Genomic DNA, 25,145 nt, shown 5'->3' with positions numbered 1-25,145 from the left:
GGCGACGTGCCGGGCCGAAGGGAAGGCAGGCGACAATCAGCCAGGCTTTTGTTTTTCCCTGGCCGTTGCGAGGCCCTGGCATATATCTCGCGCGCGACCGGTTTTTCCGAATCGGTGCGCCAGAAGGAATTGCACCATGACACCCAGCTACGGTTTTGCCTGCACGGAAGCCGGCGCTCCGATGAAGCCCTGGAGCTTCGAGCGACGCGACCTTCGCGAGGACGACGTCCGCATCGAGATCACCCATTGCGGCGTCTGCCATTCCGACATCCATCAGGCTCGCAACGACTGGGGTTGGGCGAGCTATCCGCTGGTTCCCGGCCACGAGATCGTCGGCCGCGTCGCCGAGGTCGGCTCGGCCGTCACCGGCTACAAGGTGGGCGACAAGGTCGGCGTCGGCTGCATGGTCGATTCCTGCCAGGATTGCTCGTCCTGCGCGGACGGGCTGGAGCAATACTGCGAAAACGGCATGACGCAGACCTATGCCGACAAGGACCGCCGCGACGGCCAGACGACCTATGGCGGCTATAGCGACCAGATCATCGTTCGCGACAAGTTCGTTCTGCGCATGCCCGAGACTCTCGATCTCGCCGCTGCCGCGCCGCTTCTGTGCGCGGGCATCACGACCTATTCGCCGCTGAAGCATGTGGGTCTCGCCAAGGGCCACAAGCTCGCCGTGGTCGGCCTCGGCGGTCTCGGCCACATGGGGATCAAGTTCGGCGTCGCCATGGGCGCGGAGGTGACGCTGTTCACCCGCTCGCCCGCCAAGGAAGCCGAAGCGCGCGAACTCGGCTGCACCAATGTCGTGCTTTCCACCGACGAGGCGCAGATGCAGGCCGTGGCCGGCTCGTTCGACTTCATCCTCGACACGGTGCCCGTGCCGCACGACCTCAATCCCTATATTTCGACGCTGAAGCGCGACGGCACGCATATCATCGTCGGCGTGATCGGCCCGCTCGACCCGCCGGTGAGCGGCGTCAATCTGATCCTCGGCCGCAAGTCGGTGATCGGCTCCTTGATCGGCGGCATCGCCGAAACGCAGGAAATGCTCGACTTCTGCGCCGAGCACGGGATTTCCTGCGATATCGAGACGATCAAGATCGCCGAGATCAACGAAGCCTTCGATCGCACGGTGAAGGGCGATGTCCACTATCGCTTCGTGATCGACATGGCCTCGCTCGCCGAGACCAGGCAGGCGGCCTGACGCGCCTCCTGTCGTCGACATCCGGAACGCCGGCCTTCGGGCCGGCGTTTTCGTTTTCTCTTCTCCCTGACGAAAGCGATTGCCTGTGAAGCCTCATATTCTCTGCCTCATGATGACCTCCGTCGACGGCCGCGTGCTGACGGACGGATGGGCGATCGACGCGCCTTCCGACATTTTCGAATCGGCCCATGAGGAGCTGAAGGGCGAGGCCTGGCTGGTCGGCCGCGTGACGATGGAGGAGGATTTCGACGCGGGCGGCGAATGGGAGCGCGGGCTCGCCACCGGGCCGATCGAGCGCACGAACTGGTACGCGCAGCCCGATGCCGGCAAGTTCGCCATCGCGGTGGATCGCTCCGGCAAGCTGAACTGGAAGCGCGACAACATCGACGGCGAGCATTTCGTCGCCATTCTCGGTGATGGCGTTCCGGACGATTACCTCGCCTTTCTGCGCAAGCGCGGCGTGTCCTACATTTTCGGCGGCCGGGACGAGATCGATTTCACTGATGTCATGGATACGCTTGCCCGCGATCTCGGCATCAGGCGCCTGCTTCTGGAAGGCGGGGGCGGGGTCAACGGGTCGGTGCTGAATGCGGGGCTGGTCGACGAGATCGTGCAGTTCGTCCTGCCGCTGACGGACGGGCGGCCGGACGCGCCGAGCCTGTTCGACATCCGGCCGGACTGGCGCGGCTCGCGCAAGCTGGAGCTTCTGTCCTGCGAGCCGGGGGAGCGGGGCATCGTGAAGCTGCATTACCGCGTCCACAACGACTGACGCAGGATGCAAGGGGCTCTCGCGATCCGCCGCCCCGCTCGCTACAAAGGGCGACGGAACGCGAGACCCCGATGGACGACGACGCGAACTCTCCCGCAGCTTCCCCGCGCCTGGCGTCTCACGTCACGCGCCTGCGCTTCGTGTTCGGCGACAAGCAGGTGCTCGGTCCCGGCCGGGTCGATCTCCTGGAAGGGATCGGCGCGACCGGCTCGATCGCGGCGGCCGGGCGGCGCATGGGCATGAGCTACAAGCGCGCCTGGACACTGGTGGAAGAGTTGAACGCCACGTTCGACGCCCCGCTGGTCGAGATGCACCGGGGCGGGGCGGGCCATGGCGGGGCGCGGCTGACCGCGTTCGGAGACGAGGTCGTCGCGCGCTATCGGCAGATGCAGGCGGCGAGCGACCGCGCCATCGCCGCCGACCTCGAAGCGCTTCTCAGCCGGCTCGGGCCATCGGGCGCCGAGCCGGACTGACGCTCTTGCGCTCCGGCGGCGCCGCGCGCGGGCCGTGACGGCGAAAGCACGTGTTCAACTCGCGGCCCGACAGGGGCTTGTCGGCCGTCGGCACCGGCGGGGCGGCGATCTGACTTTCGTCCGGCGCGAGCGCGTTCAGGGCGCGGCGCAGGGCGATGTGGCGGCCGAGATCGTAGCCCGGCGCATTGCGGCGCGCGGCGCGGGCAAGTCGCCGGTTCTCCTCCTCCAGCCTTGCTTTGAGCGCGCGGCGCGTCGCGGCCCCGAGGGTGGCAAGGCTCGTCGGCTCGCCCTCCAGAAAGCCGTAGCGGCGGGCAAAGCCGAGCGCCGCGCTGTCCGAGGATGCCCCAGGGCCGAGGCTGCGGGCCGCGAACATCTCGGCGGACTGGCGCAGGCGCGCCTCGAAGCGATCGATCGCGCTGGCGAAGGGGACGGACGACATGGCGGGGACACTCCCTGAAGCGGAAACGGCCTTCAGGGTGCGGCCAGTGGCGGACGCGGGGATAAGTTGGCCGGAATTTCGCGTCGCGCTTGTGGAAAAGTCCGGCCGAAACCCTTGGAGCGCAGGGGTTTGATGCTAGAACAAAAAGAGAACAGATAAGAAAATAATCCTACAACGACGGATCGGCCGTAGCCTGTCGCCCTGTGTCTGCAGCGAGGAGCCTCATGTCCATCCACCGCCATCGGCCGAATCAGGGGGCCCGGTCGCATCCCTGCTTCCTGCCCGTCTCGCCGGTTCAGCGCCGGTTGCAGTGCCATGTGGCGGCCGAGATCGTCGCGGCCTTTCTCGGCATTCCGGCCGAGGACATCCTGTCGGCGCGGCGCGCGCGGGCCGACATCGCCCATGCCCGCCACACGGCCATCTATCTGGCCCATGTCGCCTTTCAGCTTCCCCCGCTTCTCGTGGCCGAGGGCTTCGGGCGGGATCGCTCCAGCGTCGGCTACGCCTTGCAGCGGATCGAGAACCAGCGCGACGACGCCGATTTCGACCGGCTGCTCACGCGCATGGAATCGCTGGCGCGCGCCTGCCGCCGCCTCACCGTTCCCAACGAAGACAAGGAGTAACTCGGCTCATGACGTCTCGAACCATCAGCGACGAATCGCCCCTGGCGCGTCTGGCGACAAGGCGCGGGCCGGACGGCACGCCCTGGTTGTCCGCGCCCGAGGCGGAAGCGGGCGAGCGGTTGCGGCGGGACTGGACGCGGGGCGCCCTGATGCCGAGCGTCACGCAGCGCTGGGACCGGCCGCCGGGTGGCGGGGGAAGCCGCGCGGCGGGCTCCGATCTCGGCGATGCGGCGCTCGATTCGCGCCAGCGCGTCGGCGCCGCGCTCGACGCCGTCGGGCCGGAACTCTCCGGCATTCTCGTGGATGTCTGCTGCTTCCTGAAGGGCACGGAACAGGTGGAGCGCGAGCGGCAATGGCCGGTGCGCTCGGCCAAACTCCTGCTCAAGGCCGGGCTCGGCGCGCTCGCCCGTCATTACGGGCTGGTTCACCGGGCGGGTGAGGGGCGCGGCACGCTGCGCGGCTGGAAGGCGGGCGAGGCGGGCGCGCCCTGATCAGGCGGCGGCCGCGTCCATCGCGGCCTTCGCGTCGCTCTGGATGCGGGCCACCATGGAGCGAAGGCCGTTGGAGCGCTGCGGCGTCAGGTGCTCCTTCAGGCCAAGGTTCTTGAAGATCGTCTCGGCTTCGGTTTCGAGAATCTCGGGCGCGCTGCGGCCGGAATAAAGCGCGAGCGCGATGGCGACGAGGCCGCGCACGATATGGGCGTCCGATTCGCCCCGGAAGGTCAGATGCGGCGGGCTCGCCCCGTCGCTCTGGCTGGTCAGCCAGACCTGACTGACGCAGCCCGGGACCTTGGTGTGCTCGTTGCGGTCTTCCTCGGGCATGGGCGGCAGCTCGCGCCCGAGTTCGATCACGTAGCGATAGCGATCTTCCCAATCGTCCAGAAGCTCGAAGTCCGTCCGGATGTCGTCGATCGTTCTCATGCTGCCGATTCCCTTCGCGCCGCGCCCGCCTGTTTGCCCCCATATATGGAGAGCGGGGGCGCTTGTCAGGCGCGGGGCGCGAAACGCGGCACGGGCGCGCGCTCAGGGGGAATGATCTCGAGCGGCATCGGATGCAGGGCCTCGCGCGCGCCGCCGGCCATGGCGGGCATACGGAACGGCTTGGGGCTGCCCGGCACATGGTCGAGCTGCGGCGGCGCGATCGCGGCGGTGCGAGCCGGCTCCCTGGCGGGCGTTGCTTCCTTCGCGTGCGCCTTGGCCGACTGAGGGGCGGGCTTGGCCGGCGCGGCCTTGGCGGCGGGCGTCGAACCCGGCGAGATCGGCTGGCGATAGGGCTGCGGCGGGCGGAACTCGGTGGCGGGCGTGGAGCCGGCCGGCTCGCCGGCTGCCGGGCGCGCCGAAGCCGGGCGCTCGACCTGCGGCGAGGCCGAGAGAGCCGCGCGGGTCTGCGCGGGACCGCCGGCGGCGTTGCCGGGCGAAAGGGCGCCGGTCACGATGTCGCCCCCGTTGCCGCCGTCGCGTCCGGGCGCGGGCGGGCTGTAGGAGCGAGGGGCGGGGTAGGGGTCCTCGACCGCGCGCGCCGGCTCACCCGCGTGAGGCGCGATCTTGTCGCGCACCATCGCATAGCCGATCGCCGCGCCCTCGGCGATGCGCTCGCCCACGAAGCTCGCCGCGTCGCGCGCCGTGGCGCAGGCCGCCGGCGAGCGGTCGCAGAAGCCGCCGAGATCGGTGAAGGCCTGCTGCACGCCGTAGAGAAGCACGACCGGCGACAGGCCCGGATCGCCCGGCGCGCCGTCCTTGGGCCGTCCCGGCAGGAACAGCGCCACCAGGCCGACGAGAAGAGCGAGCTTGATGAGGAAGCGCATGGTGGAAAGACCCGTGGGACCCGGTTCCGGTTGATGATCGCGTCGCGTCCAATTTGCCTTCAATTCGCGTCGAATTGCGAGGGGTCGCAGGCGCAAGTCACGGAAAAACAGGGCTGAATTGGCGTTCTCGCCACAGAGGGCAAGCGGCTAAGCATCGGAAAATCCGTCGTTAATCGACGGTTAACCATGGCGCGAGATCGCGCCGGGGATGAGGCTCCGATGTCACCTTCGCGCGATCCCGGCGCGCCGTTTATGCCTTCCTTAAAAGGTTAAGAGCCAAGATCGGTCCCATCTTGAATGACGGTACGGTGGCGTCATGACGACGCCGGATGCCCCGACCAGAGACGTGGATCGATAATGATTCCATTGGACAACGCGCACACCGAGGGACATGCAGGCGTCCTTCGCCGCGCGGGCAAGGCATGGGCCGACCGCTGCCAGGCGATGATCGACCCTCCCGCTTCCAGCCGTGCGGCCAAGCGCCGGCTCGCCTCGATCTGCGGCGCCCTGGTGCTCGCGGGTCTCGTCTGCGCCCTGGCCGCTCCCGCGCTCGGCATGGCCGGCTTCGGCACGCCGGCGATCGCCTCCGTCGCCGTGCTCGGCTTCGGCGCGCTTCTGTCGGCCGTGGCCGTGGCCGCGAGTGGCGAGACGGACCTTGCGGCGGCCGGTCTCTACACGCTTCTCGCGGCGCTCCTGGCGGTTCTTTCGGTCGAGATCGACAGTTTCTGGCCGCTGACGCTGCTGGCGATCGGCCCGGTGGAAGCGCGGCTCGCGGGCCAGCGCCTCCTGTTCCGGCTCATGCTGCCGGCGGTGTTTCTCGGCGCCGGTCTCGTCGGCTTCCTGTCGCTGCACGGGCTCGGACCGAGCGACCAGGGCTTTGCCGGCACCACGCTCGCGCTGCCGCTGATCACCGCCTATGCCGGTTTCGTCCTGCATCGCCTCGCCGTGCGCCCGGCACGGGAGACCGAAGAGGATCGCACCGCCTCGATCGTGCTTCTCGACGCGGAAGGCCGCGTTCTTGGCGGCGCGGGCGCGGGCTCGGCCTTTAGCCAGCGGCTTCATCTTCTCGACCGGGTGGCCTTCCTGAAGGTGCTCGACGCCATGCGCCACGGGCGGGGCGAGAGCGAGCTTTCGCTGCGCCTGCGTGGCGAGGAGCCGGGCTCCTTCCGCGCGACGCCCGTGCGCCTCGTTCCGTGCCGCTCGGCCGAGGGCGAGCTCCTGCAGGTCGAAGCGCATCTGCCCGAAGGCGAGAATGAGCCGGCCGGCGCCGAGGAGGGCGAGACCTCCGCGACGCGCGCCCAAAGCGCCTTTCTCGCGACGATCTCGCACGAGCTGCGCACGCCCCTCAACGCCATCATCGGCTTTTCGGAACTGCTCGACCGCGAGACGTTCGGCCCCTTCTCCGACCCGCGTCAGAAGGAATATGTCGGCCTGATCCATCGCTCCGGGCAACATCTCCTCGACATCGTCAACGGCCTTCTCGACATGTCCAAGATCGAGGCGGGTCGCTACGATCTGGCCATGGAAAGCTTTTCCGTGGCTCACGTGGCGCGCGCGGCGGCCGAGATGATCGGCGGCGAGGCGGATCGCAAGGGGCTGCGGCTCGTGGTCCGCACCGGCGAGCCGGCCGAATGCGTGACCGCCGACCGGCGCGTCTGCCGACAGATACTCGTCAATCTCCTCGCCAATGCCGTGAAGTTCACGGATGCGGGCACGGTGTGCCTCAGCGCGCGGGTCGAGAAGGACGAACTCGTGCTCGCAGTGTCGGATACCGGAATCGGCATCGCCGAGGCCGACATCGCCCGCCTCGGACGGCCCTTCGTCCAGCTGTCGCAGGGCCCCAGCCGTCGCTACGAGGGAACCGGCCTCGGCCTGTCGCTCGTGCGGGGCTTTGCCGAACTTCACCACGGAACCATGGAGATCGAGAGCCAAGAGGGACGCGGCACCACCGTCACGGTGCGCATCCCCACCGATTGTGCCGAGCGCCCGCGCTTCGGCGAAACCCCTCCCGAAAATGTCGTTGCCCTGACCCATGCCCGCCAAAAAGCCAGTCTCTCCTCGCAAGTCTTCCCGACCCGCCGCTCGGCCTGAACGGTCCGACGGTCTGGGCGCGGCGGCAGGCCGCGCCGGAGCCCTCGCGCTTCTCGCCGGGGCGCGGATCGTCGCCGCCCGTCCCGTCCTGTTCGGCAGCCTCGCCTTGTTCTCGACGCTGGCCGGAATCGTGGCCGACAACGCGCTCAACCGGCAGGCCGGACGCCACGCGCATCCCATGCTCGTGACGCGCGGCGCCGACACGACGCGCCTTGCCTCCGCGCAGCTGACGAGCCCGGCCCAGGCCGCGCCCATCCCGGTGTCGCGCGCGGCGGTGGCCGAGCCGGTGATCGCCAACGACCCGCGCATCGTGCCCTTTCCGCTCGTGAAGGAAGCCCAGCAGCTCCTGTCCAGGCAAGGCTATTACACGGCCGAGATCGACGGGCGCGCCGGTCAGGCGACCGACATGGCGATCCGCGACTTCCAGTCCGCCCGCGGGCTGAAGGTGGACGGCATGGCGACGCCGCTGCTTCTGTCGCAGCTGCGGCAGGCGGCCAACCCGCCGGCCTCGCTCGCCGACGATCCGATCGCGCAGCTGGCGGGCGGGGGCAATGTGGACCTCGGGTCCACCGGCGGCATCGGCTCTGACGGCTCGAGCGAACTCGTGCGCCAGATTCAGGCCAAGCTCGCCGAAGCGCGGGTGGCGGACCTGAAGGCCGACGGCATTCTCGGCGAGCGCACGCGCGCAGCCATCCGCACCTTCCAGGCGCTGGAAAGTCTCGACGTGAATGGCGAGCCCTCGCAGGAGGTGCTCGCGCGCCTCAACGAGACCGGCGCCTCGGCCATGCGATAACGGCGAGCGGATGCGGCTCACCAGCGAGATCTTCGTCGCGGCGCTCGTGCGCCGCGTCTTTTCCGAAGGCGGTTTTGCGGCGGTGGAGCGGCGCGGCGCGGAGGCGGCCGGGGCGGTGTTCGTCGTGGCGCGGGATCGGGCAGGGGGGCTTCAGCTCTTCGGCCCGGCGCCCCAGACGCTCGCGCTCGAAGGCGGCGGTCGCGCGTTCCTGCGTGAAGCCGCACGCGACGAGGCGGAGCTCGCCAAGCGCCTGGCGCGCGAAGCGCGCTTCGACCCGGATTTCTGGGTGGTCGAGATCGAGACCGAGACCCCCGAGACCTATCTGACCCTCGTGACGGACGAGAGCGGCACCCCCTAACCGGAGGGGCGAGCGATCGGTGCCGAGGGGGCAGGTCTGCCTTCTCGGCTGAGCGATCCGCCCCCGCCGGTTCACAAGAGATGCCGCGAGAGAAGCGCGTGCCCGGCTGCAGGCTCGTTTAGCTGGGGACGTCGTGACGGCGGCCGTGATCGCGCAAGAGCATTACGGGCGGTGCGGCGCGCGAGGCCGCTTGGTGCGCCGGGTCTGACCAGCGCTGGTGGCGCGGACGTGCCGCACGCACCGTTTCCTTTCCTTCGAGACGTCCGCCCAAGGGGCTCCGCGCCCGTCAGCGCTCGAAGAGAATGTGGGACTTCCCCTTGGGACAAATCCCGTTTCGGAGGGGCACTCAGCCCTTGGCTTCGCGCGCGGCGGGGCGCTGGGAGCGGCGGCCGAAATCGCGCCTTGTGGCTTCGTTCGACCCAAAGGCTTCCGGCGAGGTGAGCGGCATGTGGCGGGCACTGGCGCGCGCCGCGTCGATCACCGCGCGGCAGTCTTCCGGCTTCAGGGCGGCGTAGAAACGCGCCATGGAATCGAAGGTCGCGACGTCGAGGCCGACCGCCGGCTTCATCAGCATCAGGATGCTCAAGGCATCGGCAGAACTCGCCTTCAAGGCGCGCAGGGCGACGGCCAGCGTCTCGCCGGAGGGCTCCTCGATCAGCCGCGACAGGGTCGCCGGGTCGAAGGCGAAGATCTCGCTGAGCGTCTCGTAGAACAGGACGTCCTCGCGCGCGAAGGCGGCGTTCATCAGCTCGGGCAGGCCGGCCGGCTCGCGCTTGGGCTGGCCGCGCCCGGCGGTCGCCAGCCGGCGCAGAAGCTCGCGCGCCTCGTCGGCATTGCGTGGGGGCAGGCGGCGGCCGGGCGAGGGGGCGCGGGCGTTGAAGGGCGTCTCGGACAGGAAATCCGCCGCGAGCGAGGGCGTCTCGATCTCGGGCGGGCCGGAGCGGGTTTGGCTCGCAGCCTCCGCCTCGGCGGGCGTCTCCGTCGCGGGGCGTTTCGCCGTGTCGCCGGGCGCGGCGGCTTCGGGGCGGGAGCGCTCGGTGGGAAGAGCGGCCGGCTCGGCGGGGGCTGCCGCGACGGGTTCGGTCGAGGGCGCGATCGATGGCGCGGTCGGGGCCGCCGGGGGCTGCGTGCCGCGCGCGTCGCGATTGCGCACGAGGCGCGCCACGCGCTCGTCGGCGGACAGCGCCAGCCGGGCGAGATCGTGGTCCGTCAGGGCCGGGCTCGACACCAGGAAGGGCGCGGAGACTTCGACCGGGCTCTCTAGGAGAAGCTCCACCAGCGAGCGGGGCACCCGCCGCGCATGGGACAGCGAGGCGGCCACGTTGCGCTTGGTCTCATCCCGCGTGCGCTGCCAGAGCGGCACCACGAGACGGCTGAGATCCTCCACCTGCGCCGCGCTCGGATTGCGCAGGGAGCCGAAGGTCGCGACGGCGGCGGCCACGACGGTGTCGAATTCCCCGAGTCCGAACTGACGTTCGAGGGATCGGAAGATACGCGGTGCTGCGTCCTTCATGGTGCTCCAGAAGCTACAGTGTGGCGGCCATGCAACCGCCAGGATTAGAGCAAATTTCTTAGCAACCTGTTAACCTTGCAAATGTGTAATCGTCCCTGTTCGAGGCGCGTTGCGAAAGGGCTGCAAGGCCCGCGTCAGCCTCGGATCACATGCCGCCGCAAGTCGGGTTGTTTCCCCATCGGCGGACCATAGATCGGGTCTCGGAACGGCCGGCTCGCAGAGCGAGCCAGCGGGGCCGGTGACCTCGTCGAAACGGGCGGGGCGTCGTTGGAAGGAGTGGTCGCCCAGCCGCAACCGGGAAGGGGAAACACATGGCAGAGGTTCATCAGCTCGTCCCGCCGCCGAGGCCCTATCTGGCCACGCGGCCCTGGCGAGGACCGGAGGGCGGCAATATCGTCATCCTGCCCTGCATCCGCCGCGAGCGCCTGTCCGACCACAGGTCGATGACGATGGAAGAGCGCTGCATGGCGCTGCGCGCCGTCGCCCTCGTGCAGGACGAACAAAGCGCCTGACGCGACCGGCCGAGCCGGCGCGGGAGGACGAGCGGTCCGATCGCGAGCGAGGCGTCAGGACGCCGGGGTGCCGGCTTCCTCGGGTGTCGCGGGGCGGCAGGTCACGGAACGCGCGAAGCGATCGGCGAAGGGCCGGGCGCTTTCGGACGCGACGAGCACCCGCACGGTGAGGTAGCCCTCGTCGCCGGTGATCGCGACGGGCACGGTCGGGATGTCGTTGGACGAGCCTTCGACGCGCGCGAGATCGAGCTGCTCGGCGGTGCCGACCAGAAGGTCGAGCCGACCGTCCAGCGCCACGCGCTCGCTGATCGAATAGAGATTGTCGCCGTTGCGCCCGTAGATCGACGCCGTCCAGAAGCGCGTCTTCTCGTCCGAGAAGAGCCGCACCGGACCGTCCTCCACCGAGAAGCGACAGGCGACGTCGATAAAGGCGGGGTCCACGAAGACGAAGCCGGCCGGCGAGGCGACATGGCCTTCGGGCGCGGGTTCCTCGAAGCCGATCCGCACCGTCTGGAGCACGGGCCCGAGGCGCGACAGACGGCTCCAGGCATCGTTCTCGGCCTGACCGGGAAGGGAGAGGATGATCGCGATATGGACGATCCCGGCGCCCACGAGACCGATCAGGATCGCCAGAAGAAGCTTACCCATTCGCTTGGCAATCCGTCTTCACGATATGGGGCATGGCGATCGGCGCGGCGCCGCTGTCGGTGCTGACCGGCGTGTCGTAGAAGGTGAGGGCGAGGATGTAGCCGCCATCGCCCACCGTCGCCAGCCAGTTGCCCGGCCGCGCCACCGGGCCGACGGCGATCACGGCCGAATTGTCGTCCTCGCGCATCCAGTTGAGCGACACGAGATGGTCGGGGCGCTCGTTGCCGGCCTCGATCAGGCGGCCCTCGAAATCATAGGCGGCGAGCGTCGCGACGCGGGCGGGCGGATAGGCGCCCTCCAGGCGGTAGGAGCATTCGCGGCGCAGTTCGGCGCCTTGCGAATCGACGCGCGCGCGAAAGGCGACGCCTTCGCCCAGACCCAGCGTCAGGTTGCCGCTGCGGGCCTGCCGCGCCTTGGCATAGGGGTCGGCGGCCGGCGAGCCGGCGGTGCGGTCGGCGTGCCAGGGGCCGACCACGACGGTTTCGGTGCCCTCGAAATGGTCGATCATCCAGGCCGCCGAATAGGTGCCGAGACCGAGCGCGATGGCGAGGGACAGAAGGGTCAGGAACAGAAAGCGCATCGCGGCCTCTATCGCCCGGCGCGCGCCGACGCGCCAGAGCCTTGCTCGAAGGAGGTCACGGGTTGGCGACGGGCCGCGCGGGCGGAATGGGCGACGCCCCGGTGGCGGAGGCGAGCTTTTCGGGCGGCACGGGCGGGGCCGAGCGCAGCATGTGCTCCAGATCGCTCAGCACCTTCTGCGCGGCGTTGTTGACGAGGCTGGGGCGCGTGATGCGCGGCAGATCGCCCTCGTTCTCGGCTTTCGCCACCTCCACCGAGCCCGGCGCGGGAATCGGATTGTCGATATAGGGGATCGGACGAAGCTCGATGCCCTGATGCGCCGCTTCCATGAAACGCTGCCATGTCATGGCCGGCAGGCCGCCGCCGGTCAGCTTGTTGGTCGGCTTGAAACTGTCATTGCCGTACCAGACGGCGGCGGTGAAATTGCCGGTGAAGCCGACGAACCAGGCGTCGCGATAGCCCTGCGTGGTGCCCGTCTTGCCGGCGGCGCGCGTCATGGGCAGGCGGGCGCGGCGGGCCGTGCCGATCTCGGGAATGCGCACGAACATCTCGTTCATGCTCTTGGTCGCCTGCTCCGACAGGACGCGGTGGCGCGGCGGCAGGTTGCGACGCGCGTCCCACAGGACCGTGCCGTCGGCCATCGCGATCTGCTCGATCGAATGGCGCTGCGAGGATAGGCCGCCCGCCGGAAACACCGAATAGCCGGTCGCCTGATCCAGAACGGTCACCTCGTTGGTGCCGAGCGCGATGGTCTTGTCGCCGCGCAGCGGCGTCTCGACGCCGAAGGACTTGGCGAGCGCCGCGACCTTGCCCGGCCCGGTTTCCTGGCTGAGCTTGACGGCGACCGTGTTCAGCGAGCGGGCCATCGCGTCCTGGATCTGGATGCGGCCGGCGAAGGAATTGCCGTAGTTCTGCGGCATCCAGTTGCCGACGCGCACCGGCCCGTCCACGATGAAGTCGGTCGGCTTGTGGCCGTTCTCCATCGCGGCCGCATAGACATAGGCCTTGAAGGACGAGCCCGGCTGGCGGAGCGCGCGCGTGGCGCGGTTGAACTGCGACAGGCCGTAGTCCCGGCCGCCCACCAGCGCGACGATGCCGCCTTCGTCGTCGATCACGGCCATGGCGCCTTCCTCCACGCCATAGGTCTTGCCGTATTGGCGCAGGTGGAAGTCGACGCTTTCGTCGGCGAGCTTTTGCAGGCCGACATCGATCGTGGTGCGCGCGACGAAGGTGCGCTGCGGGAAATCGGCGGCGATGCGCTGGATCTCGTCGAAGGCGTAGTCGAGGAAATAGTCCGGCGACTGCATGACGGAGGCGCGGTCGACGGCGGTGGCCGGATGGCGGCGCGCGGCGACGACCTGGCCCTCGGTCATGAAGCCGGCATCCACCATGGCGCCGAGCACGACATTGGCGCGGGCGCGGGCGGCGGGAAGATTGTTGTGCGGGGCGTATTGCGTCGGCGCCTTGAAGAGGCCCGCCAGCATCGCCGCTTCGGCGAGATTCACGTCGCGGATGTTCTTGCCGAAATAGAACTCGGCCGCCGCCGCCGCGCCGTTGGTGCCGCCGCCCATATAGGCGCGGTCGAGATACATGCCGAGAATCTCGCGCTTGGTCAGATTGGCTTCGAGCCAGAGCGAGAGGAAGGCCTCGTTGATCTTGCGCTCCAGCGAGCGCTCGTTGGACAGGAAGACGTTCTTGGCGAGCTGCTGCGTCAGCGTCGAGCCGCCCTGGACGACGCCGCCGGCGCGCGCGTTCTCGCCGAGCGCGCGGGCGAGGCCCAGAAAGTCGATGCCCCAATGCTCGAAGAAGCGGCGGTCTTCCGTCGCCAGAACCGCTTTCACGAAATGATCGGGCATCTCGTCGATCGGAACCGCGTTGGCCTTCAGAATGCCGCGCCGCCCGATCTCGTTGCCGTGCCGGTCGAGAAACTGGACGGAGAAGTCGGCCTGCTGCGGCAGGCCGTGGCGGGTCATCTTCATGGCCGGCTGGGCGAGGGCGGCGAGCACCACGAAACCGGCGAGGCCGAGCGTCAGCGCCTCGCAGCACAGCTCGACGGCGACGCGATTGGCGCCGCGCACGCGAAAGCGGCGCGAAAAGATCGACACGCTTTCCCAAAAGCTGGCAAGGCCATGAAAAAACCGCCACAAGCTGGTGTCCAGCCAGGCGTCGATCTCGATCAGGCCGAAGGGAAGCTTGCGTCTGCCGGGCTTGCGCGGGATCTGTTCAGGCACGGTCTACACCATCCTCCGGCGGGTTTTCATGGCCCGTCGGCCCATTCTACAGGAAGCGGTTCGCGAGACAATCGAACCTGTCCGCGCCGCCGCTCTCCTTCGTGGGGGAAGAGGTGTGGAGATTGCGTGGCGGAACAAGGCCGAAAGTGGAATTCATGAAGCAAATCGTCAGGTGCGGTCTTTGAGCAACATACCCTTCTGGAAGCGCAAGACGCTGGAGGAGATGACGTCGGCGGAGTGGGAATCGCTCTGCGACGGCTGCGGGCGCTGCTGCCTCAACAAGCTGGAAGACTGGGACACCGGCGAGATCATCTGGACCCATCTCGCCTGCAAGCTCCTGGACGGCGAGAGCTGCCGCTGCTCCAACTATGTCGACCGGTTCGAGAGCGTGCCGGACTGCGTCGCGCTCGACCCCGCGACGGTGCGCTCCATCCCCTGGCTGCCGCCGAGCTGCGGCTATCGGCTGGTGGCCGAAGGGCGCGACCTGCGCTGGTGGCATCCTCTGATTTCGGGCGATCCGGAAACCGTCCATCTCGCGGGCATCTCGGTGCAGGGCCAGACGGTGAGCGAGGAAGGGCTGAAGCCGGAGGATTACGAGGATCACCTGGCGAGCTGGCCGGGCGACGATCCGGGCGACGGCTATGTTCCGGCCGAGCGGACGATTGCGAAATAGGAAAATAGTCCTTGACTGCGTGACGGTGGTCGGATAGGTTTCAGACACAATCGAGAGAGTGGGTTCGAAGGCGGTGGTTCCGAAGGGAACGGCCGCCTTTTGCTTTGGGGGACGGACATGGCGAAGCGGGCGCGACCCAAGACGCTGCTTTCGGACCGGCTTCTGCGCGCCCTGACGCAGGAACTGGCGCGCCTCGAAAAGGGCCGCCCGGCGCGCGGACGGTCGAGCGAGGAGGAGGGCGGCGCGGCGGCGCGAGGGGTGGACGCGAAGGCGCGGATCGAGGCGATCGGCCATCTAACGCGCAGCCTGGAAAAGCTTCTGGAACTGCGGGAGATCGAGGCGCTCGGCCACCGCGCCGCCGAGGACGGCGATGACGCCGAAACCGAGCGGCTGCGGGACGAGATGCTGAAGCGGTTGCGCGCCCTGGACGCGCGGCGGCCGGGTGGCGGGGGCTTGTTTGGGGACGCGGCCTCGCCGGAGCCCGGCGCTTGAGCGAGGCGGGCGAGGCGGGTTTCTGGCGCGAGGTGGAGGCGGAGATCGGCCGGCAGCCGAAACGGGTTCTCCTGCGCGCCATGCCGGACTGGGCGCAATGCGCGCGCCCCGCGCAGCTGCCCCCCGAGGGCGACTGGCGGCAATGGCTTCTGATCGGCGGGCGCGGGTCGGGCAAGACGCGGGCCGGGGCGGAATGGGTGCGGGCGCTGGCGCTCGGCCGCGCGCCGCTGGCGGGCCGGGTTCACGGGCGCATCGCGCTTGTCGCGGAAACGCTCGGCGACGCGCGCGAAGTGATGATCGAGGGCGAGAGCGGGTTGCGCGCGCTTCACTACGAAACGCGGCCCGTCTTCGAAGCGACGCGGCGGCGGCTCGTCTTCGCCAACGGGGCGGTGGCGCAAATCTTCTCTTCGGAGGACCCGGACGCCCTGCGCGGCTACCAGTTCGACGCGGCCTGGGGCGACGAACTCGCCAAATGGACCCATGCCGATGCCTGTTTCGACAATCTGCAACTGGCGCTGCGGCTGGGCACGAGCCCGCGCATGGCGCTGACCACGACGCCGCGCGCCGTGCCGCTTCTGAAACGCCTGATGGCCGAGCCCGGAACGCGCGTGACGCATATGCGAACGCGGGAAAACGCGGCGCATCTCGCGCCGGGTTTCCTCGCGGCGATGGAGGCGCGCTATGGCGGCTCGCGGCTCGGGCGGCAGGAACTCGACGGCGAACTGGTGGACGGGCGCGAGGACGCGCTGTTTTCGCGCGCCGCGATCGACCGCAGCCGGGTGCGCGCCGCGCCGCCCTTGCGGCGCGTCGTGGTGGCGGTGGACCCGCCGGCCACGGCCACGCAGCGCTCCGACGCCTGCGGGCTCGTCGCCGCCGGGATGGGCGAGGACGGGATCGTCTATGTGCTGGCCGATCGCAGCCGGCGCGGCCTGAAGCCGGTGGACTGGGCGGCGCGGGCCGTGGCGCTGTTTTCGGAGGTCGAGGCCGACCGGATCGTCGCCGAGGTGAACCAGGGCGGCGACATGGTGGAAACCGTGATCCGCACGGTCGCGCCGCATCTGCCCGTCTCCACCGTGCGGGCGACGCGCGGCAAGTGGCTGCGCGCCGAGCCGGTCGCGACGCTCTACGAGCAAGGGCGCGTGCGCCATGCTGGCAGCTTCGCCGAGCTGGAAGACGAGATGTGCGACTTCGGGCCGGACGGCCTGTCGAACGGGCGTTCGCCCGACCGGCTGGACGCGCTCGTCTGGGCCGTGACCGCGCTGACGCAGGCGCAGGCCGCCCCGCGCATCCGCTCGCTCTGAGAGTCTGCTCCTCCGCCTGAGCGCCGACCCGCGCGCGGCCAAGCGGGTTTTCACCTTCACACGATCGGAGACATCCATGGGACTGGCTTCACGGCTGCGGGCGCTCGCGCGCCTCGGCGGCGAGGGCGCGCGCGTGCCCGAACGCAAATCCACGGGCGGATCGCTCGTCTTCGGGGGCGGCTCGCCGGACGCGGCCTTCTGGAGCGAGCGCTCCTACCCAGCGCTGTCGCGGGCCGGCTTCCAGCAGAACCCGGTCGTCTACCGCTGCGTGCGGCTGATCGCCGAAACCGCGAGCGCCGTGCCGCCGCTTCTCTACGAAGGCAATCGGGAGGTCGAGACGCATCCGATCCTCGACCTTCTGCGCCGGCCGAACCCGGCACAGGACGGGCCGGGCTTTCTGGAAGGGCTTTGCGGCTATCTTCTCCTTTCGGGCACGGCCCATGTGGAAGCGGTGTCGCTCGGCGGCCAGCCGCGCCAGCTTCACGCGCTGCGGCCGGACCGGGTTCGGGTGATCTGCGCCGCCGACGGCTGGCCGCAGGCGGTGGAATATCGCGCGGGCTCGGCGGTGCGACGACTGCCTCTCGAAGCCGACGAGGGCATGGCGCCGGTTCTGGCGATCCGCTTGTTTCATCCGCTCGGCGAGGGCGAGGGGTTCGCGCCGCTTCAAGCCGCGCAGACCGCGCTCGACCTGCACAATGCGGCGACGCGCTGGAACAAGGCGCTTCTCGACAACTCGGCCCGGCCTTCCGGCGCCCTCGTCTATCAGGCCGGCGACGGCGGCAATCTCTCGGCCGACCAGTTCGACCGGCTGAAGGCGGAACTCGAAAGCGGCTATGCGGGCGCGGCGCGGGCCGGGCGTCCGATGCTCCTGGAGGGCGGGTTGGACTGGAAGTCCATGGCGCTGAGCCCGCGCGACATGGATTTCATCGAGGCGCGCAACGGAGCGGCGCGCGACATCGCCACCGCCTTCGGCGTGCCGCCCATGCTGCTCGGCATTCCCGGCGACGCCACCTACGCCAACCTCGCCGAGGCGAACCGGGCGCTCTACCGGCTCACCGTCCTGCCGCTTCTGGCGCGGCTTCTCGGCGCGCTCGGCGACTGGCTGGCCGAGGGGTTCGAACCCGGCCGGCGCTTGCGGCTCGGCTTCGACGCCGACCGGATCGAGGGGCTCTCGGCCGAGCGCGAGGCACTCTGGGCGCGGCTCGGGGCCGCGAGCTTCCTCGACGAGGACGAAAAGCGCGAGGCGGTCGGCTACGGGCCGCGCCGGCGCGGAACCTGACACAAGGGGAGTTCTGCCATGGACACGATCACGGGCGAGGTCGTTTCGCCGCTCGCGCTCTGGGGCGCGAAACTCGCCGGCGCGGTCGGCGGATCGGTGATCTCGATCGCCTATCTCCTGCCGGCCGGCCGGCGCGAGGCGGCGGTGCGCTTTCTGGCCGGAGCTGTGACGGGCCTCGTCTTCGGCGGGCCGTCCGGCCTGGCGCTCGGCGACCAGCTCGGCTTCACGGAGCGGATCGGCGCGGCGGAGCTGGCACTGATCGGCTCGGCCAGCGCCAGCCTCTGCGCCTGGTGGGCGCTCGGCGTGCTCCAGCGCTTCGCCGACGGGCTGGCGCTGGCGGCCGGGCGGCGCGGAGGCGGCGCATGAGGAGCGTTCCCGCAGTCGGTCGCGCCCCCGGCGCGCGCGAGCCGCCGGCGGGCTTCGTGTCGGGCTATGCGAGCCTTTTCGACCGCACCGATCTCTCGGGCGACCGCATCCGGCCAGGCGCCTTCGCACGGGCCTTGCGCGAGCGCGGCGCGGCGGGCGTGCGGATGCTCTGGCAGCACGACCCCTCGCGGCCGATCGGCGTGTGGACGCGCCTCGTCGAGGACGAGCGCGGGCTTCTGGCCGAGGGGCGGCTCGCGCTCGACACGGCGCAAGGGCGCGAGGCCTTCGCGCTCCTGCGCGCGCAGGCGCTGGACGGCCTCTCCATCGGCTTTCGCACGCGGGCCAGCCGGCCGCTGCGCGGCGCAGCCCGGCGGCTGCTTCTCGATATCGACCTTCTGGAGATCTCCATCGTGACCTTCCCCATGCAGGAAGCGGCGCGGGTGCGCGAAGCGCGCGGCGATCTCTTGTCCCGTTTCGCGAGCGCCGCCCGGCGGATCGCGGAGGCCACCTGTTCCAACTCCCCGAAGGAGATCCCATGCAGACGATGACGAGCGGCGCGATCGAGACCAAGGCCGGTGCCGGCGCGGAAGGGCCGGACGCGCTGGACGAGCTGATGCGCGCCTTCGAGGCCTTTCGCGAGGCGAACGACGAGCGCCTCGACCAGATCGAGCGGCGCATGAGCGCCGATCCGGTGACGGACGAGAAGGTCGACCGCCTGTCCAAGGCGATGGACGAGCACGAAAAGCGCATGGAACGCCTCGTCCTGCGCAATCTGCGCCCGCCGGTCGGCGGCGGCGAGGGCGCGCCGAACCTGCCGAGCGAGCACCGCTCGGCCTTCGAGGCCTATGTGCGGGCCGGCGACGAGGGGCGGATGCGCCGGCTCGAGGAAAAGGCGATGTCGGGGCTGGTCGGGGCGGACGGCGGCTTCCTCGTGCCGCCCGAAACCGAGGCCGAGATCGGCCGACGCCTCGCCAATGTCTCGCCGATCCGCGCCATCAGCGGGCTGCGCACCGTGTCCTCCGCCGTTCTGAAGAAGCCCTTCGCGCTCAGCGGTGCGCAGACGGGCTGGGTCGGCGAAACCGACGCGCGGCCCCAGACGGCGCAGCCGCAGCTCGGCGAGCTCGTGTTCCCGACCATGGAACTCTACGCCATGCCGGCGGCGACCAATTCGCTGCTCGACGACGCGGCCGTGGATATCGACGCCTGGATCGGCGAGGAGGTGGAACAGGCCTTCGCCGCGCAGGAAGGCGTCGCCTTCGTGACGGGCGACGGCGTCGCCAAGCCCAAGGGCTTCATGGCCTATGACACGGTGCCCGAGGCGCAATGGGCCTGGGGCAAGGTCGGCACGGTCTCGACCGGCGTGAACGGCGGCTTCGCGGCCTCGGGCGGGTCCGACGCGCTGATCGACCTCGTCTATGCGCTGAAGGCCGGCTACCGGCAGAACGCCGCCTTCGTGATGAACCGGCGCACGCAGAGCGCGGTGCGCAAGCTGAAGGACGCGGAGGGCAACTATCTCTGGCAGCCGCCGGCGGCGGCCGGCGCCAAGGCGAGCCTCATGGGCTTCGCGGTGGTGGAGGCGGAAGCCATGCCGGACATCGCGAACGGCGCGAGCGCCATCGCCTTCGGCGACTTCTCGCGCTTCTACCTCGTGGTGGACCGGCAGGGCGTGCGGGTCTTGCGCGATCCGTATTCCGCCAAGCCCTACGTCCTCTTCTACACGACGAAGCGCGTCGGCGGCGGCATCCAGGATTTCGACGCCGCGAAATACCTCAGGTTCGCCGCCTGATCGAAACGCGCGAGGAGCAACCGGGCCGGGCGGCGACGCCCGGCCTTCTTTGTTTCGAGGGGAAGGCGAGCGGACATGATCTGGATCGAATGGGACAAGAGCGGCGAGGAGCCGGTGTCGCTCGGCGAGGTGAAGCGCTTTCTGCGGCTGGAGCGGGACGACGAGGACGCGATCGTCGCGCGCTGCATCAGTGCCGCGCGCGAGGCGGTGGAAGCGCAGACCGGCCTCGTCCTGACCGAGCGCCGCCTGCGCCTGTCCTTCGAGGCGGACCCCGCGCGGGACCGGTTGGCGCTGCATCGTCGGCCCTTGCGGGATGTCGCCGAGGCGATCGGCTATGACGAGGTGGGCGCGGCGGTGCCGCTGGAGCCCGCGAGCTTCCGGCTCGATCCCCAGCCCTTCGGCGCGTGGCTGCATCTGCCGGCGGGGCTCGCCGCCCGAGCGTCGAACGGCGTCGAGCTGGAATTGCGGGCAGGAGAGGCGCCGGACGACGTGCCCGAAGCGCTGAAGCTCGCGATCGTCAGGCTGGCGGGCGCGGCCTTCGAGACACGCGGCGCGGTTTCCCTCGCGCTGCAGCCGGCCTTCATGCCACCGCTCGCCCGCGCGCTGATCGCGCCGTTTCGCACGCCGAGGCTCTGACATGGTGCCCGTGTTTCTGGACCCCGGCCTCCTGACCAAGCGGGCGCTGATCGAGCGCAACGAGCCCCTGCCGGACGCGATGGGCGGCGCGCGGGAGCGCTGGCTGGAGGTCGGCGAAACCTCGGTGCGCGTCGAGCCGCTGACCGGCAAGGTGGAGGAGGAACTCGGCCAGCGCATCGGCGTGCTGACGCATCGCGTCACCTTGCGGGCGCGCGACGGCCTGTCGCGCGGCATGGCGTTTCGGCTGGGGGCGCGGCGACTTCTGATCCGCAGCCTTCACGACCCGGACGAGACGGGGCGCTGGCTCGTCTGCCGGTGCGAGGAGGAGACGTGATCGCGCTTGGGGCCTTCCGCCTGCCGGTCGAGGCGCTGCGCCGCGCGCTGCGCGAGCGGGTCCGGCGCGAGGTGGAACGGCAGATGGACGAGCGGGAGGCGGCCGTGTCCCGCGATGCGCGGCCATCGGCGGGCGAACCTCACTCAATTTTAATGAATCCGCAATGGCGCGGTTAGCGGTCACGGCATATTATCGAATGTATCCGACGTGAACGCAGGCATCGAAAGGTTTCGCAGCATGTCGCATCCTTCAGCGGAATTGCAGACGACGATCGTTGGCGCGCTGACGGCCGACGCGGGCCTGACCAAGCTCCTGGGCGGGCCGAAGATCTTCGACCATGTGCCCGAGCGCGCGAGCTTTCCCTATCTGACGCTCGGCCGCACGGCGGTCATCGACTGGTCCACCGGCACGGAAGACGGCGCGGAGCATATTCTCACCCTGCATGTCTGGGCCAAGGGCGGCTCGAAGCAGGAAACCTACGAGATCATGGACAAGATCGCCGAGCGGCTGAACGACGCGACCTTGCCGCTGGAAACCCATCGGCTGGTGAACCTGCGGCTTCAGTTCGCCGAGGCGCGGCAGGCGCCGGACTCGCCCGCCTATCACGGCATCCTGCGCTTTCGCGCGGTGACGGAGCCGCTGGCGTCGTAGGACGACCTCATACTTCCACGGATCACAAGGGCGGCCCTCGGGCCGCCCTTTTTCGTTTCACGACACGGAGGCGGGCATGGGCGCGCAAAAGGGCAAGGACTTTCTCCTCAAGCTCGACGCGGAGAATGATGGGACATTCCAGACCGTGGCGGGGCTTCGCTCGCGCCGCATCTCGTTCAATGCCGAGACGGTGGACGTGACCGACAGCGACAGCGCCGGACGCTGGCGCGAGCTTCTGGGCGGGGCCGGCGTGCAGCGCGCCGCCCTGTCGGGCGCGGGCATCTTCAAGGACGCGGCTTCCGACATGGCGGTGCGCCAGCTGTTCTTCGAAGGGCGCATCGCGCCGTTTCAGGCGGTGATCCCGGATTTCGGACGCGTGAGCGGCCCGTTCCAGGTGACGGCGCTCGAATATTCCGGCGAGCACAATGGCGAGATCGCCTTCGAGCTGACGCTGGAATCGGCCGGCGCGCTCAGCTTCGAGGCGATCTGATGGCGGCGAACCGACGACGCGGCGAGGTGGCCGCCACCATCGACGGGCGCGAGCGGCGCCTGTGCCTGACGCTCGGCGCGCTGGCCGAACTGGAGGAGGCTTTCGCGCTCGACGACATCTCGGCGCTCGCCGCGCGCTTCGGCTCGGGACGCCTCGCTGCGCGCGATCTCGTGCGCGTCATCGGCGCGGGCCTGCGCGGCGCCGGCGAGGCGGTGAGCGACGAGGAGGTCGCCGCCATGCGCTTCGAGCGGGGCGCGGCAGGCGCGGCGGCGCTCGCGACCGCGCTTCTGGAAGCGGCCTTCGGCGTGGAGGAGGCCGCCACCGCCCGCCCTTGAGCGCCGCCGCGCCGGACCCGAGCGAGCCGGGCGGCGCGGCGGCCTTTCCCTGGGACGAGGCGATGGCGCTCTGCTTCGGCACGTTTCGCCTGTCCCCCCGCGACTTCTGGGCCTTGAGCCCGCGCGAGCTGGCGGCGCTGGCTCGCCCCTTGGGCCGGCGCTCGGCCGCGCCGACCCGCGAGCGGCTCGACGCCCTTCTGCAACTCTATCCCGACCGGAGGTGACATGGACCCGTCCGTGGACACGATGCGCATTGCCGTGGAGGCCGATACCAGCGGCTTCGAGCGTGCCCTTTCCGACCTGTCCTCGCGCGCCGACCGGTTCGGCGCGGCGATGAGCGCGGCGCTGAAAGGCGCGGTCGGCGGCGGGCGCTCGCTCGACACCGTCTTGCGCGGCCTCGGCAGCCGCTTGTCGGCGATCGCGCTCGACGCGGCCTTGAAGCCGCTCTCCCAACTCGCGGGCGGGGCGGTCGGCTCGCTCCTGTCAGGCCTTGGCGGCGGCGCGCCGGGGGCAAGTGCCCAACCGGGGCCGAGCGTCGTTCCCTTCGCCAAGGGGGGCGTCGTGCGCGCGCCGAGCTTCTTTCCTGCGGGCGGTCAGGTCGGCCTGATGGGCGAGGCGGGGGCGGAGGCGATCATGCCCCTGAAGCGCGGGGCGGACGGCTCGCTCGGCGTCGCCGTGGAGGGCGGGCGGCGCGGCGGCGCGAACGTCACCTTCAACGTCTCGACGCCGGACGCGCCGAGCTTCCGCCGCGCCGAAACGCAGATCCAGGCCATGCTCGCGCGCGCCGCGCTGCGCGGCCAAAGGGGGCTCTGAGATGGTGGCCTCCTTCAGCGAGGAGCGGTTTCCGCTTTCGGTCGCCTTCGGCACGTCGGGCGGGCCGGAGCGGCGCACCGACATCGTGCGCCTGTCCACCGGCTACGAGAACCGCAACCAGCGCACGCGCCATTCCTGGCGGCGCTACGATGCCGGCTCGGGCGTCAAGAGCCTCGCCGACCTGATCCGCGTCCTCGACTTCTTCGAGGCGCGGCGCGGGCGGCTCGTCGGCTTCCGCTTCCGCGACCCGTTCGACGCCGCCTCGGCGCGCTGGGGACAGGCGGCGACGGCGCTCGATCAGTTGCTCGGCACGGGCGACGGCGAGACGCGGAGCTTCCAGCTCGCGAAGCGCTACGGCGCGGGCGAGGACGCCTATGTCAGGCCGATCCGCAAGCCGGTCTCCGGCACGGTGCGCCTTGCCGTGGACGGTGTGGCGGCGAATGCCAGCGTCGAGGCGACAAGCGGTCTCGTCACCTTCGCCAGCCCGCCGCCGCCGGGCAGCCGGATCACCGCCGGCTTCGAGTTCGACGTGCCGGTGCGCTTCGACATCGACCATCTCGCGCTCAACGTCGCCGCCTTCGAAGCCGGCGACATCCCGACCATTCCGCTCGTGGAGATCCGGCCATGAAGACCCTGTCCGCCGCGTTTCGGGAGAGACTGAACCAGCCGGCGACGACGCTGGCGAGCGCCTGGCGGCTGACGCGGCGCGACGGCGTGGTCTTCGGCTTCACCGACCATGACGAGGACCTGCGCTTTGCCGGGACGCTGTTTCGCGCCCGCACCGGCTGGACCGCCGGCGAGGGCGAGGCGGCGCGGGGGCTCGGCGCCGGCACCGAGGCGGTGGATGGCGGCTTCAGCGACGAGGCGATCCGCGAGAGCGACGTGGAGCGCGGCCTGTTCGACGGCGCCAGCATCGAGAGCTTTCGCGTCGATTGGCGCGAGCCGGGCCACCACGTCCTGATGGAGGTCGCCGATCTCGGCGAGGTGACGCGGGGGGCGGGCAGCTTTCGCGCCGAGCTGCGCGGGCTCGCCGCCCGGCTCGACCGGCCGCGCGGGCGCACCTACCGCCGCCGCTGCGACGCCGTCCTCGGCGATGCCAGATGCAAGGTCGATCTGGCGCGCTGGACGCGGTCTGCGGAGGTCCTCGACGCGGCGGACGACGAGATCACCGTGCGCCCGGTGCTGGCCTTCTCGCGGGACGAGGAAGGCTTGTTCGCGCAAGGGCGGTTGATGCTCGGCGAGGGCGCGGAGCCGGTGCCGCTGCGGGGCCTCGTCGAGGGAGCGGCGCCGGGTGCGGTCAGGCTCTTTCCGCATCGGCCGCCCGCGCGCCTGCCGACCGTGGGCGAGCGGGTCGCGCTCGTGGCGGGCTGCGACCGCGCCTTTTCGACCTGCCGGGACCGGTTCGGCAACGGCGTGAACTTTCGCGGCTTTCCGCATCTGCCGGGTGCCGACGCGGCGCTCGGGGTCGCCAAGAGCGACGGGCGGCACGACGGCTCGCCGGTGGTGCCCTGATGCGCGGGCGTGTGCTTCGGGCGGCGCGCGGCTTTCTCGGCACGCCCTATCGCCACCAGGGAAGCCGGGCGGGCGTCGGCTGCGACTGCCTCGGCCTCGTTCGCGGCGTCTGGCGGGAGGTCTATGGCACGGAGCCCGAGCACCCCGGCCCCTACAGCGCCGACTGGGCCGAGACGGGCGAGGGCGATCCGATGCTGGAGGCCGCGCGGCGCCTGTTTCGCGAAGTCGAGCGAGGAGACGCGCGGCCGGGCGATCTCGTCCTGTTTCGCTGGCGCGAGGGGCGGCCGGCCAAGCATTGCGGCCTTCTCGACGAGGCCGAAGGCGAAAGGCTGCGGCTGATCCACGCCTATGAGGGCGCGGCGGTCGTCTCCTCGCTGCTGACGCCCGGCTGGGCGCGGCGCATCGCCGGCTGTTTTCAATTCATCGACCGGAGCTGACCC

At 70.3% G+C, this 25,145-nt stretch carries 33 protein-coding genes and 1 pseudogene; 27 read left to right on the top strand and 7 right to left on the bottom strand.

The genetic code is table 11. The annotated features are described in order from the left end of the window. The first annotated feature begins 136 nt into the window (after positions 1-136). From B146_RS0111005 to B146_RS0110995, 3 genes are all read left to right on the top strand, one after another. A complete protein-coding gene (locus B146_RS0111005; RefSeq protein WP_026358525.1) occupies positions 137-1,204 on the top strand; it encodes an NAD(P)-dependent alcohol dehydrogenase in 1,068 nt (355 codons plus the stop codon). A gap of 85 nt (positions 1,205-1,289) precedes the next feature. Then, positions 1,290-1,973: a dihydrofolate reductase family protein gene (locus B146_RS0111000; protein WP_026358524.1), complete on the top strand. Its 684-nt coding sequence runs from the start codon at positions 1,290-1,292 to the stop codon at positions 1,971-1,973. Positions 1,974-2,044: 71 nt separating this feature from the next. Further along, positions 2,045-2,446 (top strand): winged helix-turn-helix domain-containing protein, encoded by a 402-nt coding sequence (locus B146_RS0110995; RefSeq protein WP_019996493.1) that lies wholly within the window; start codon positions 2,045-2,047, stop codon positions 2,444-2,446. Here the strand turns inward: B146_RS0110995 and B146_RS0110990 are convergent. Beyond that, a complete protein-coding gene (locus B146_RS0110990) occupies positions 2,409-2,885 on the bottom strand; it encodes a hypothetical protein (protein WP_019996492.1) in 477 nt (158 codons plus the stop codon). The genes B146_RS0110995 and B146_RS0110990 overlap by 38 nt on opposite strands. A gap of 224 nt (positions 2,886-3,109) precedes the next feature. Between B146_RS0110990 and B146_RS25740 the strand changes: the two genes are divergently transcribed. Further along, complete coding sequence (locus B146_RS25740) at positions 3,110-3,508, top strand: helix-turn-helix domain-containing protein (RefSeq protein WP_019996491.1); 399 nt, start codon at positions 3,110-3,112, stop codon at positions 3,506-3,508. 32 nt (positions 3,509-3,540) lie between these two features. After that, positions 3,541-3,999: pseudogene (locus tag B146_RS25735) on the top strand (DUF6456 domain-containing protein); the annotation flags it as partial. On the opposite strand, the gene B146_RS0110975 reads toward B146_RS25735, so the two are convergent. After that, the gene (locus tag B146_RS0110975; protein WP_019996489.1) at positions 4,000-4,428 is read right to left on the bottom strand and encodes a SufE family protein; all 429 of its coding nucleotides are present in this window, start codon (positions 4,426-4,428) and stop codon (positions 4,000-4,002) included. It abuts the pseudogene before it with no gap. A 65-nt stretch (positions 4,429-4,493) separates the two neighbouring features. Beyond that, positions 4,494-5,312, bottom strand: a complete 819-nt coding sequence (locus tag B146_RS0110970; protein ID WP_019996488.1) for a DUF5330 domain-containing protein — start codon at positions 5,310-5,312, stop codon at positions 4,494-4,496. Positions 5,313-5,669: 357 nt separating this feature from the next. Between B146_RS0110970 and B146_RS27720 the strand changes: the two genes are divergently transcribed. From B146_RS27720 to B146_RS0110955, 3 genes are read left to right on the top strand one after another with little or no spacing between them, the layout of a single operon-like run. Next, positions 5,670-7,403 carry a sensor histidine kinase gene (locus tag B146_RS27720; RefSeq protein WP_162141939.1) on the top strand — a complete coding sequence of 578 codons (1,734 nt, stop codon included), beginning with the start codon at positions 5,670-5,672 and terminating at the stop codon, positions 7,401-7,403. Continuing rightward, a complete protein-coding gene (locus tag B146_RS0110960; protein WP_019996486.1) occupies positions 7,345-8,196 on the top strand; it encodes a peptidoglycan-binding domain-containing protein in 852 nt (283 codons plus the stop codon). The genes B146_RS27720 and B146_RS0110960 overlap by 59 nt, the downstream gene beginning before the upstream one ends. A 10-nt stretch (positions 8,197-8,206) precedes the next feature. Beyond that, positions 8,207-8,554, top strand: a complete 348-nt coding sequence (locus B146_RS0110955; protein ID WP_019996485.1) for a DUF1491 family protein — start codon at positions 8,207-8,209, stop codon at positions 8,552-8,554. Between the two features lie 346 nt (positions 8,555-8,900). Here the strand turns inward: B146_RS0110955 and B146_RS0110950 are convergent, their stop codons facing one another. Continuing rightward, complete coding sequence (locus tag B146_RS0110950; protein WP_019996484.1) at positions 8,901-10,067, bottom strand: hypothetical protein; 1,167 nt, start codon at positions 10,065-10,067, stop codon at positions 8,901-8,903. Positions 10,068-10,378: 311 nt separating this feature from the next. On the opposite strand from B146_RS0110950, the gene B146_RS0110945 reads away from it, so the two are divergent. Continuing rightward, entirely contained in the window at positions 10,379-10,579 is a 201-nt protein-coding gene (locus tag B146_RS0110945) for a hypothetical protein (RefSeq protein WP_019996483.1), read from the top strand. Between the two features lie 54 nt (positions 10,580-10,633). Here the strand turns inward: B146_RS0110945 and B146_RS25725 are convergent, their stop codons facing one another. From B146_RS25725 to B146_RS0110930, 3 genes are read right to left on the bottom strand one after another with little or no spacing between them, the layout of a single operon-like run. After that, positions 10,634-11,227 (bottom strand): DUF1254 domain-containing protein, encoded by a 594-nt coding sequence (locus B146_RS25725; protein ID WP_019996482.1) that lies wholly within the window; start codon positions 11,225-11,227, stop codon positions 10,634-10,636. Beyond that, positions 11,220-11,807: a DUF1214 domain-containing protein gene (locus tag B146_RS0110935; protein ID WP_019996481.1), complete on the bottom strand. Its 588-nt coding sequence runs from the start codon at positions 11,805-11,807 to the stop codon at positions 11,220-11,222. Before B146_RS0110935 ends, B146_RS25725 begins: the two co-directional genes overlap by 8 nt. A gap of 55 nt (positions 11,808-11,862) precedes the next feature. After that, positions 11,863-14,037, bottom strand: a complete 2,175-nt coding sequence (locus tag B146_RS0110930; protein WP_019996480.1) for a transglycosylase domain-containing protein — start codon at positions 14,035-14,037, stop codon at positions 11,863-11,865. 181 nt (positions 14,038-14,218) lie between these two features. Here B146_RS0110930 and B146_RS0110925 point away from each other — a divergent pair, with 181 nt between their 5' ends. From B146_RS0110925 to B146_RS0110840, 18 genes are all read left to right on the top strand, one after another. After that, positions 14,219-14,710 carry a YcgN family cysteine cluster protein gene (locus B146_RS0110925; protein ID WP_019996479.1) on the top strand — a complete coding sequence of 164 codons (492 nt, stop codon included), beginning with the start codon at positions 14,219-14,221 and terminating at the stop codon, positions 14,708-14,710. Between the two features lie 117 nt (positions 14,711-14,827). After that, positions 14,828-15,202 carry a hypothetical protein gene (locus B146_RS0110920; RefSeq protein WP_019996478.1) on the top strand — a complete coding sequence of 125 codons (375 nt, stop codon included), beginning with the start codon at positions 14,828-14,830 and terminating at the stop codon, positions 15,200-15,202. Beyond that, complete coding sequence (locus tag B146_RS0110915; protein ID WP_019996477.1) at positions 15,199-16,503, top strand: DNA-packaging protein; 1,305 nt, start codon at positions 15,199-15,201, stop codon at positions 16,501-16,503. The genes B146_RS0110920 and B146_RS0110915 overlap by 4 nt, the downstream gene beginning before the upstream one ends. Before the next feature lie 76 nt (positions 16,504-16,579). Next, positions 16,580-17,782, top strand: a complete 1,203-nt coding sequence (locus B146_RS0110910) for a phage portal protein (RefSeq protein ID WP_019996476.1) — start codon at positions 16,580-16,582, stop codon at positions 17,780-17,782. Between the two features lie 18 nt (positions 17,783-17,800). Beyond that, the gene (locus B146_RS0110905) at positions 17,801-18,148 is read left to right on the top strand and encodes a DUF6107 family protein (protein ID WP_019996475.1); all 348 of its coding nucleotides are present in this window, start codon (positions 17,801-17,803) and stop codon (positions 18,146-18,148) included. Beyond that, positions 18,145-18,696 (top strand): HK97 family phage prohead protease, encoded by a 552-nt coding sequence (locus B146_RS0110900; RefSeq protein ID WP_019996474.1) that lies wholly within the window; start codon positions 18,145-18,147, stop codon positions 18,694-18,696. Before B146_RS0110905 ends, B146_RS0110900 begins: the two co-directional genes overlap by 4 nt. Beyond that, positions 18,684-19,934: a phage major capsid protein gene (locus B146_RS0110895; protein ID WP_019996473.1), complete on the top strand. Its 1,251-nt coding sequence runs from the start codon at positions 18,684-18,686 to the stop codon at positions 19,932-19,934. The genes B146_RS0110900 and B146_RS0110895 overlap by 13 nt, the downstream gene beginning before the upstream one ends. 75 nt (positions 19,935-20,009) lie before the next feature. Beyond that, positions 20,010-20,570, top strand: a complete 561-nt coding sequence (locus tag B146_RS0110890; RefSeq protein WP_019996472.1) for a head-tail connector protein — start codon at positions 20,010-20,012, stop codon at positions 20,568-20,570. A gap of 1 nt (position 20,571) precedes the next feature. Next, complete coding sequence (locus tag B146_RS0110885; protein WP_019996471.1) at positions 20,572-20,904, top strand: phage head closure protein; 333 nt, start codon at positions 20,572-20,574, stop codon at positions 20,902-20,904. Further along, positions 20,901-21,080, top strand: a complete 180-nt coding sequence (locus B146_RS0110880; RefSeq protein ID WP_019996470.1) for a hypothetical protein — start codon at positions 20,901-20,903, stop codon at positions 21,078-21,080. The genes B146_RS0110885 and B146_RS0110880 overlap by 4 nt, the downstream gene beginning before the upstream one ends. 61 nt (positions 21,081-21,141) lie before the next feature. After that, a complete protein-coding gene (locus B146_RS0110875; RefSeq protein ID WP_019996469.1) occupies positions 21,142-21,555 on the top strand; it encodes a DUF3168 domain-containing protein in 414 nt (137 codons plus the stop codon). A gap of 76 nt (positions 21,556-21,631) precedes the next feature. Next, on the top strand, positions 21,632-22,045 hold the full coding sequence (locus tag B146_RS0110870) for a phage major tail protein, TP901-1 family (RefSeq protein WP_019996468.1): 414 nt from the start codon (positions 21,632-21,634) through the stop codon (positions 22,043-22,045). Next, positions 22,042-22,380: a gene transfer agent family protein gene (locus B146_RS0110865; RefSeq protein WP_026358522.1), complete on the top strand. Its 339-nt coding sequence runs from the start codon at positions 22,042-22,044 to the stop codon at positions 22,378-22,380. The genes B146_RS0110870 and B146_RS0110865 overlap by 4 nt, the downstream gene beginning before the upstream one ends. Further along, a complete protein-coding gene (locus B146_RS0110860; protein WP_019996466.1) occupies positions 22,377-22,604 on the top strand; it encodes a phage tail assembly chaperone in 228 nt (75 codons plus the stop codon). Before B146_RS0110865 ends, B146_RS0110860 begins: the two co-directional genes overlap by 4 nt. Before the next feature lie 22 nt (positions 22,605-22,626). Continuing rightward, positions 22,627-23,193: a phage tail tape measure protein gene (locus tag B146_RS0110855; RefSeq protein ID WP_051091552.1), complete on the top strand. Its 567-nt coding sequence runs from the start codon at positions 22,627-22,629 to the stop codon at positions 23,191-23,193. 1 nt (position 23,194) lies between these two features. After that, positions 23,195-23,821 (top strand): phage distal tail protein, Rcc01695 family, encoded by a 627-nt coding sequence (locus B146_RS0110850; RefSeq protein ID WP_019996464.1) that lies wholly within the window; start codon positions 23,195-23,197, stop codon positions 23,819-23,821. Next, positions 23,818-24,705 carry a DUF2163 domain-containing protein gene (locus B146_RS0110845; RefSeq protein ID WP_019996463.1) on the top strand — a complete coding sequence of 296 codons (888 nt, stop codon included), beginning with the start codon at positions 23,818-23,820 and terminating at the stop codon, positions 24,703-24,705. The genes B146_RS0110850 and B146_RS0110845 overlap by 4 nt, the downstream gene beginning before the upstream one ends. Further along, on the top strand, positions 24,705-25,142 hold the full coding sequence (locus B146_RS0110840; RefSeq protein WP_019996462.1) for an NlpC/P60 family protein: 438 nt from the start codon (positions 24,705-24,707) through the stop codon (positions 25,140-25,142). Before B146_RS0110845 ends, B146_RS0110840 begins: the two co-directional genes overlap by 1 nt. Positions 25,143-25,145 lie beyond the last annotated feature (3 nt).

Origin of the sequence: Aureimonas ureilytica DSM 18598 = NBRC 106430 (assembly GCF_000382705.1) — a bacterium.
GTDB lineage: Bacteria > Pseudomonadota > Alphaproteobacteria > Rhizobiales > Rhizobiaceae > Aureimonas > Aureimonas ureilytica.
This window is presented reverse-complemented; position numbering and strand designations above follow the sequence as displayed.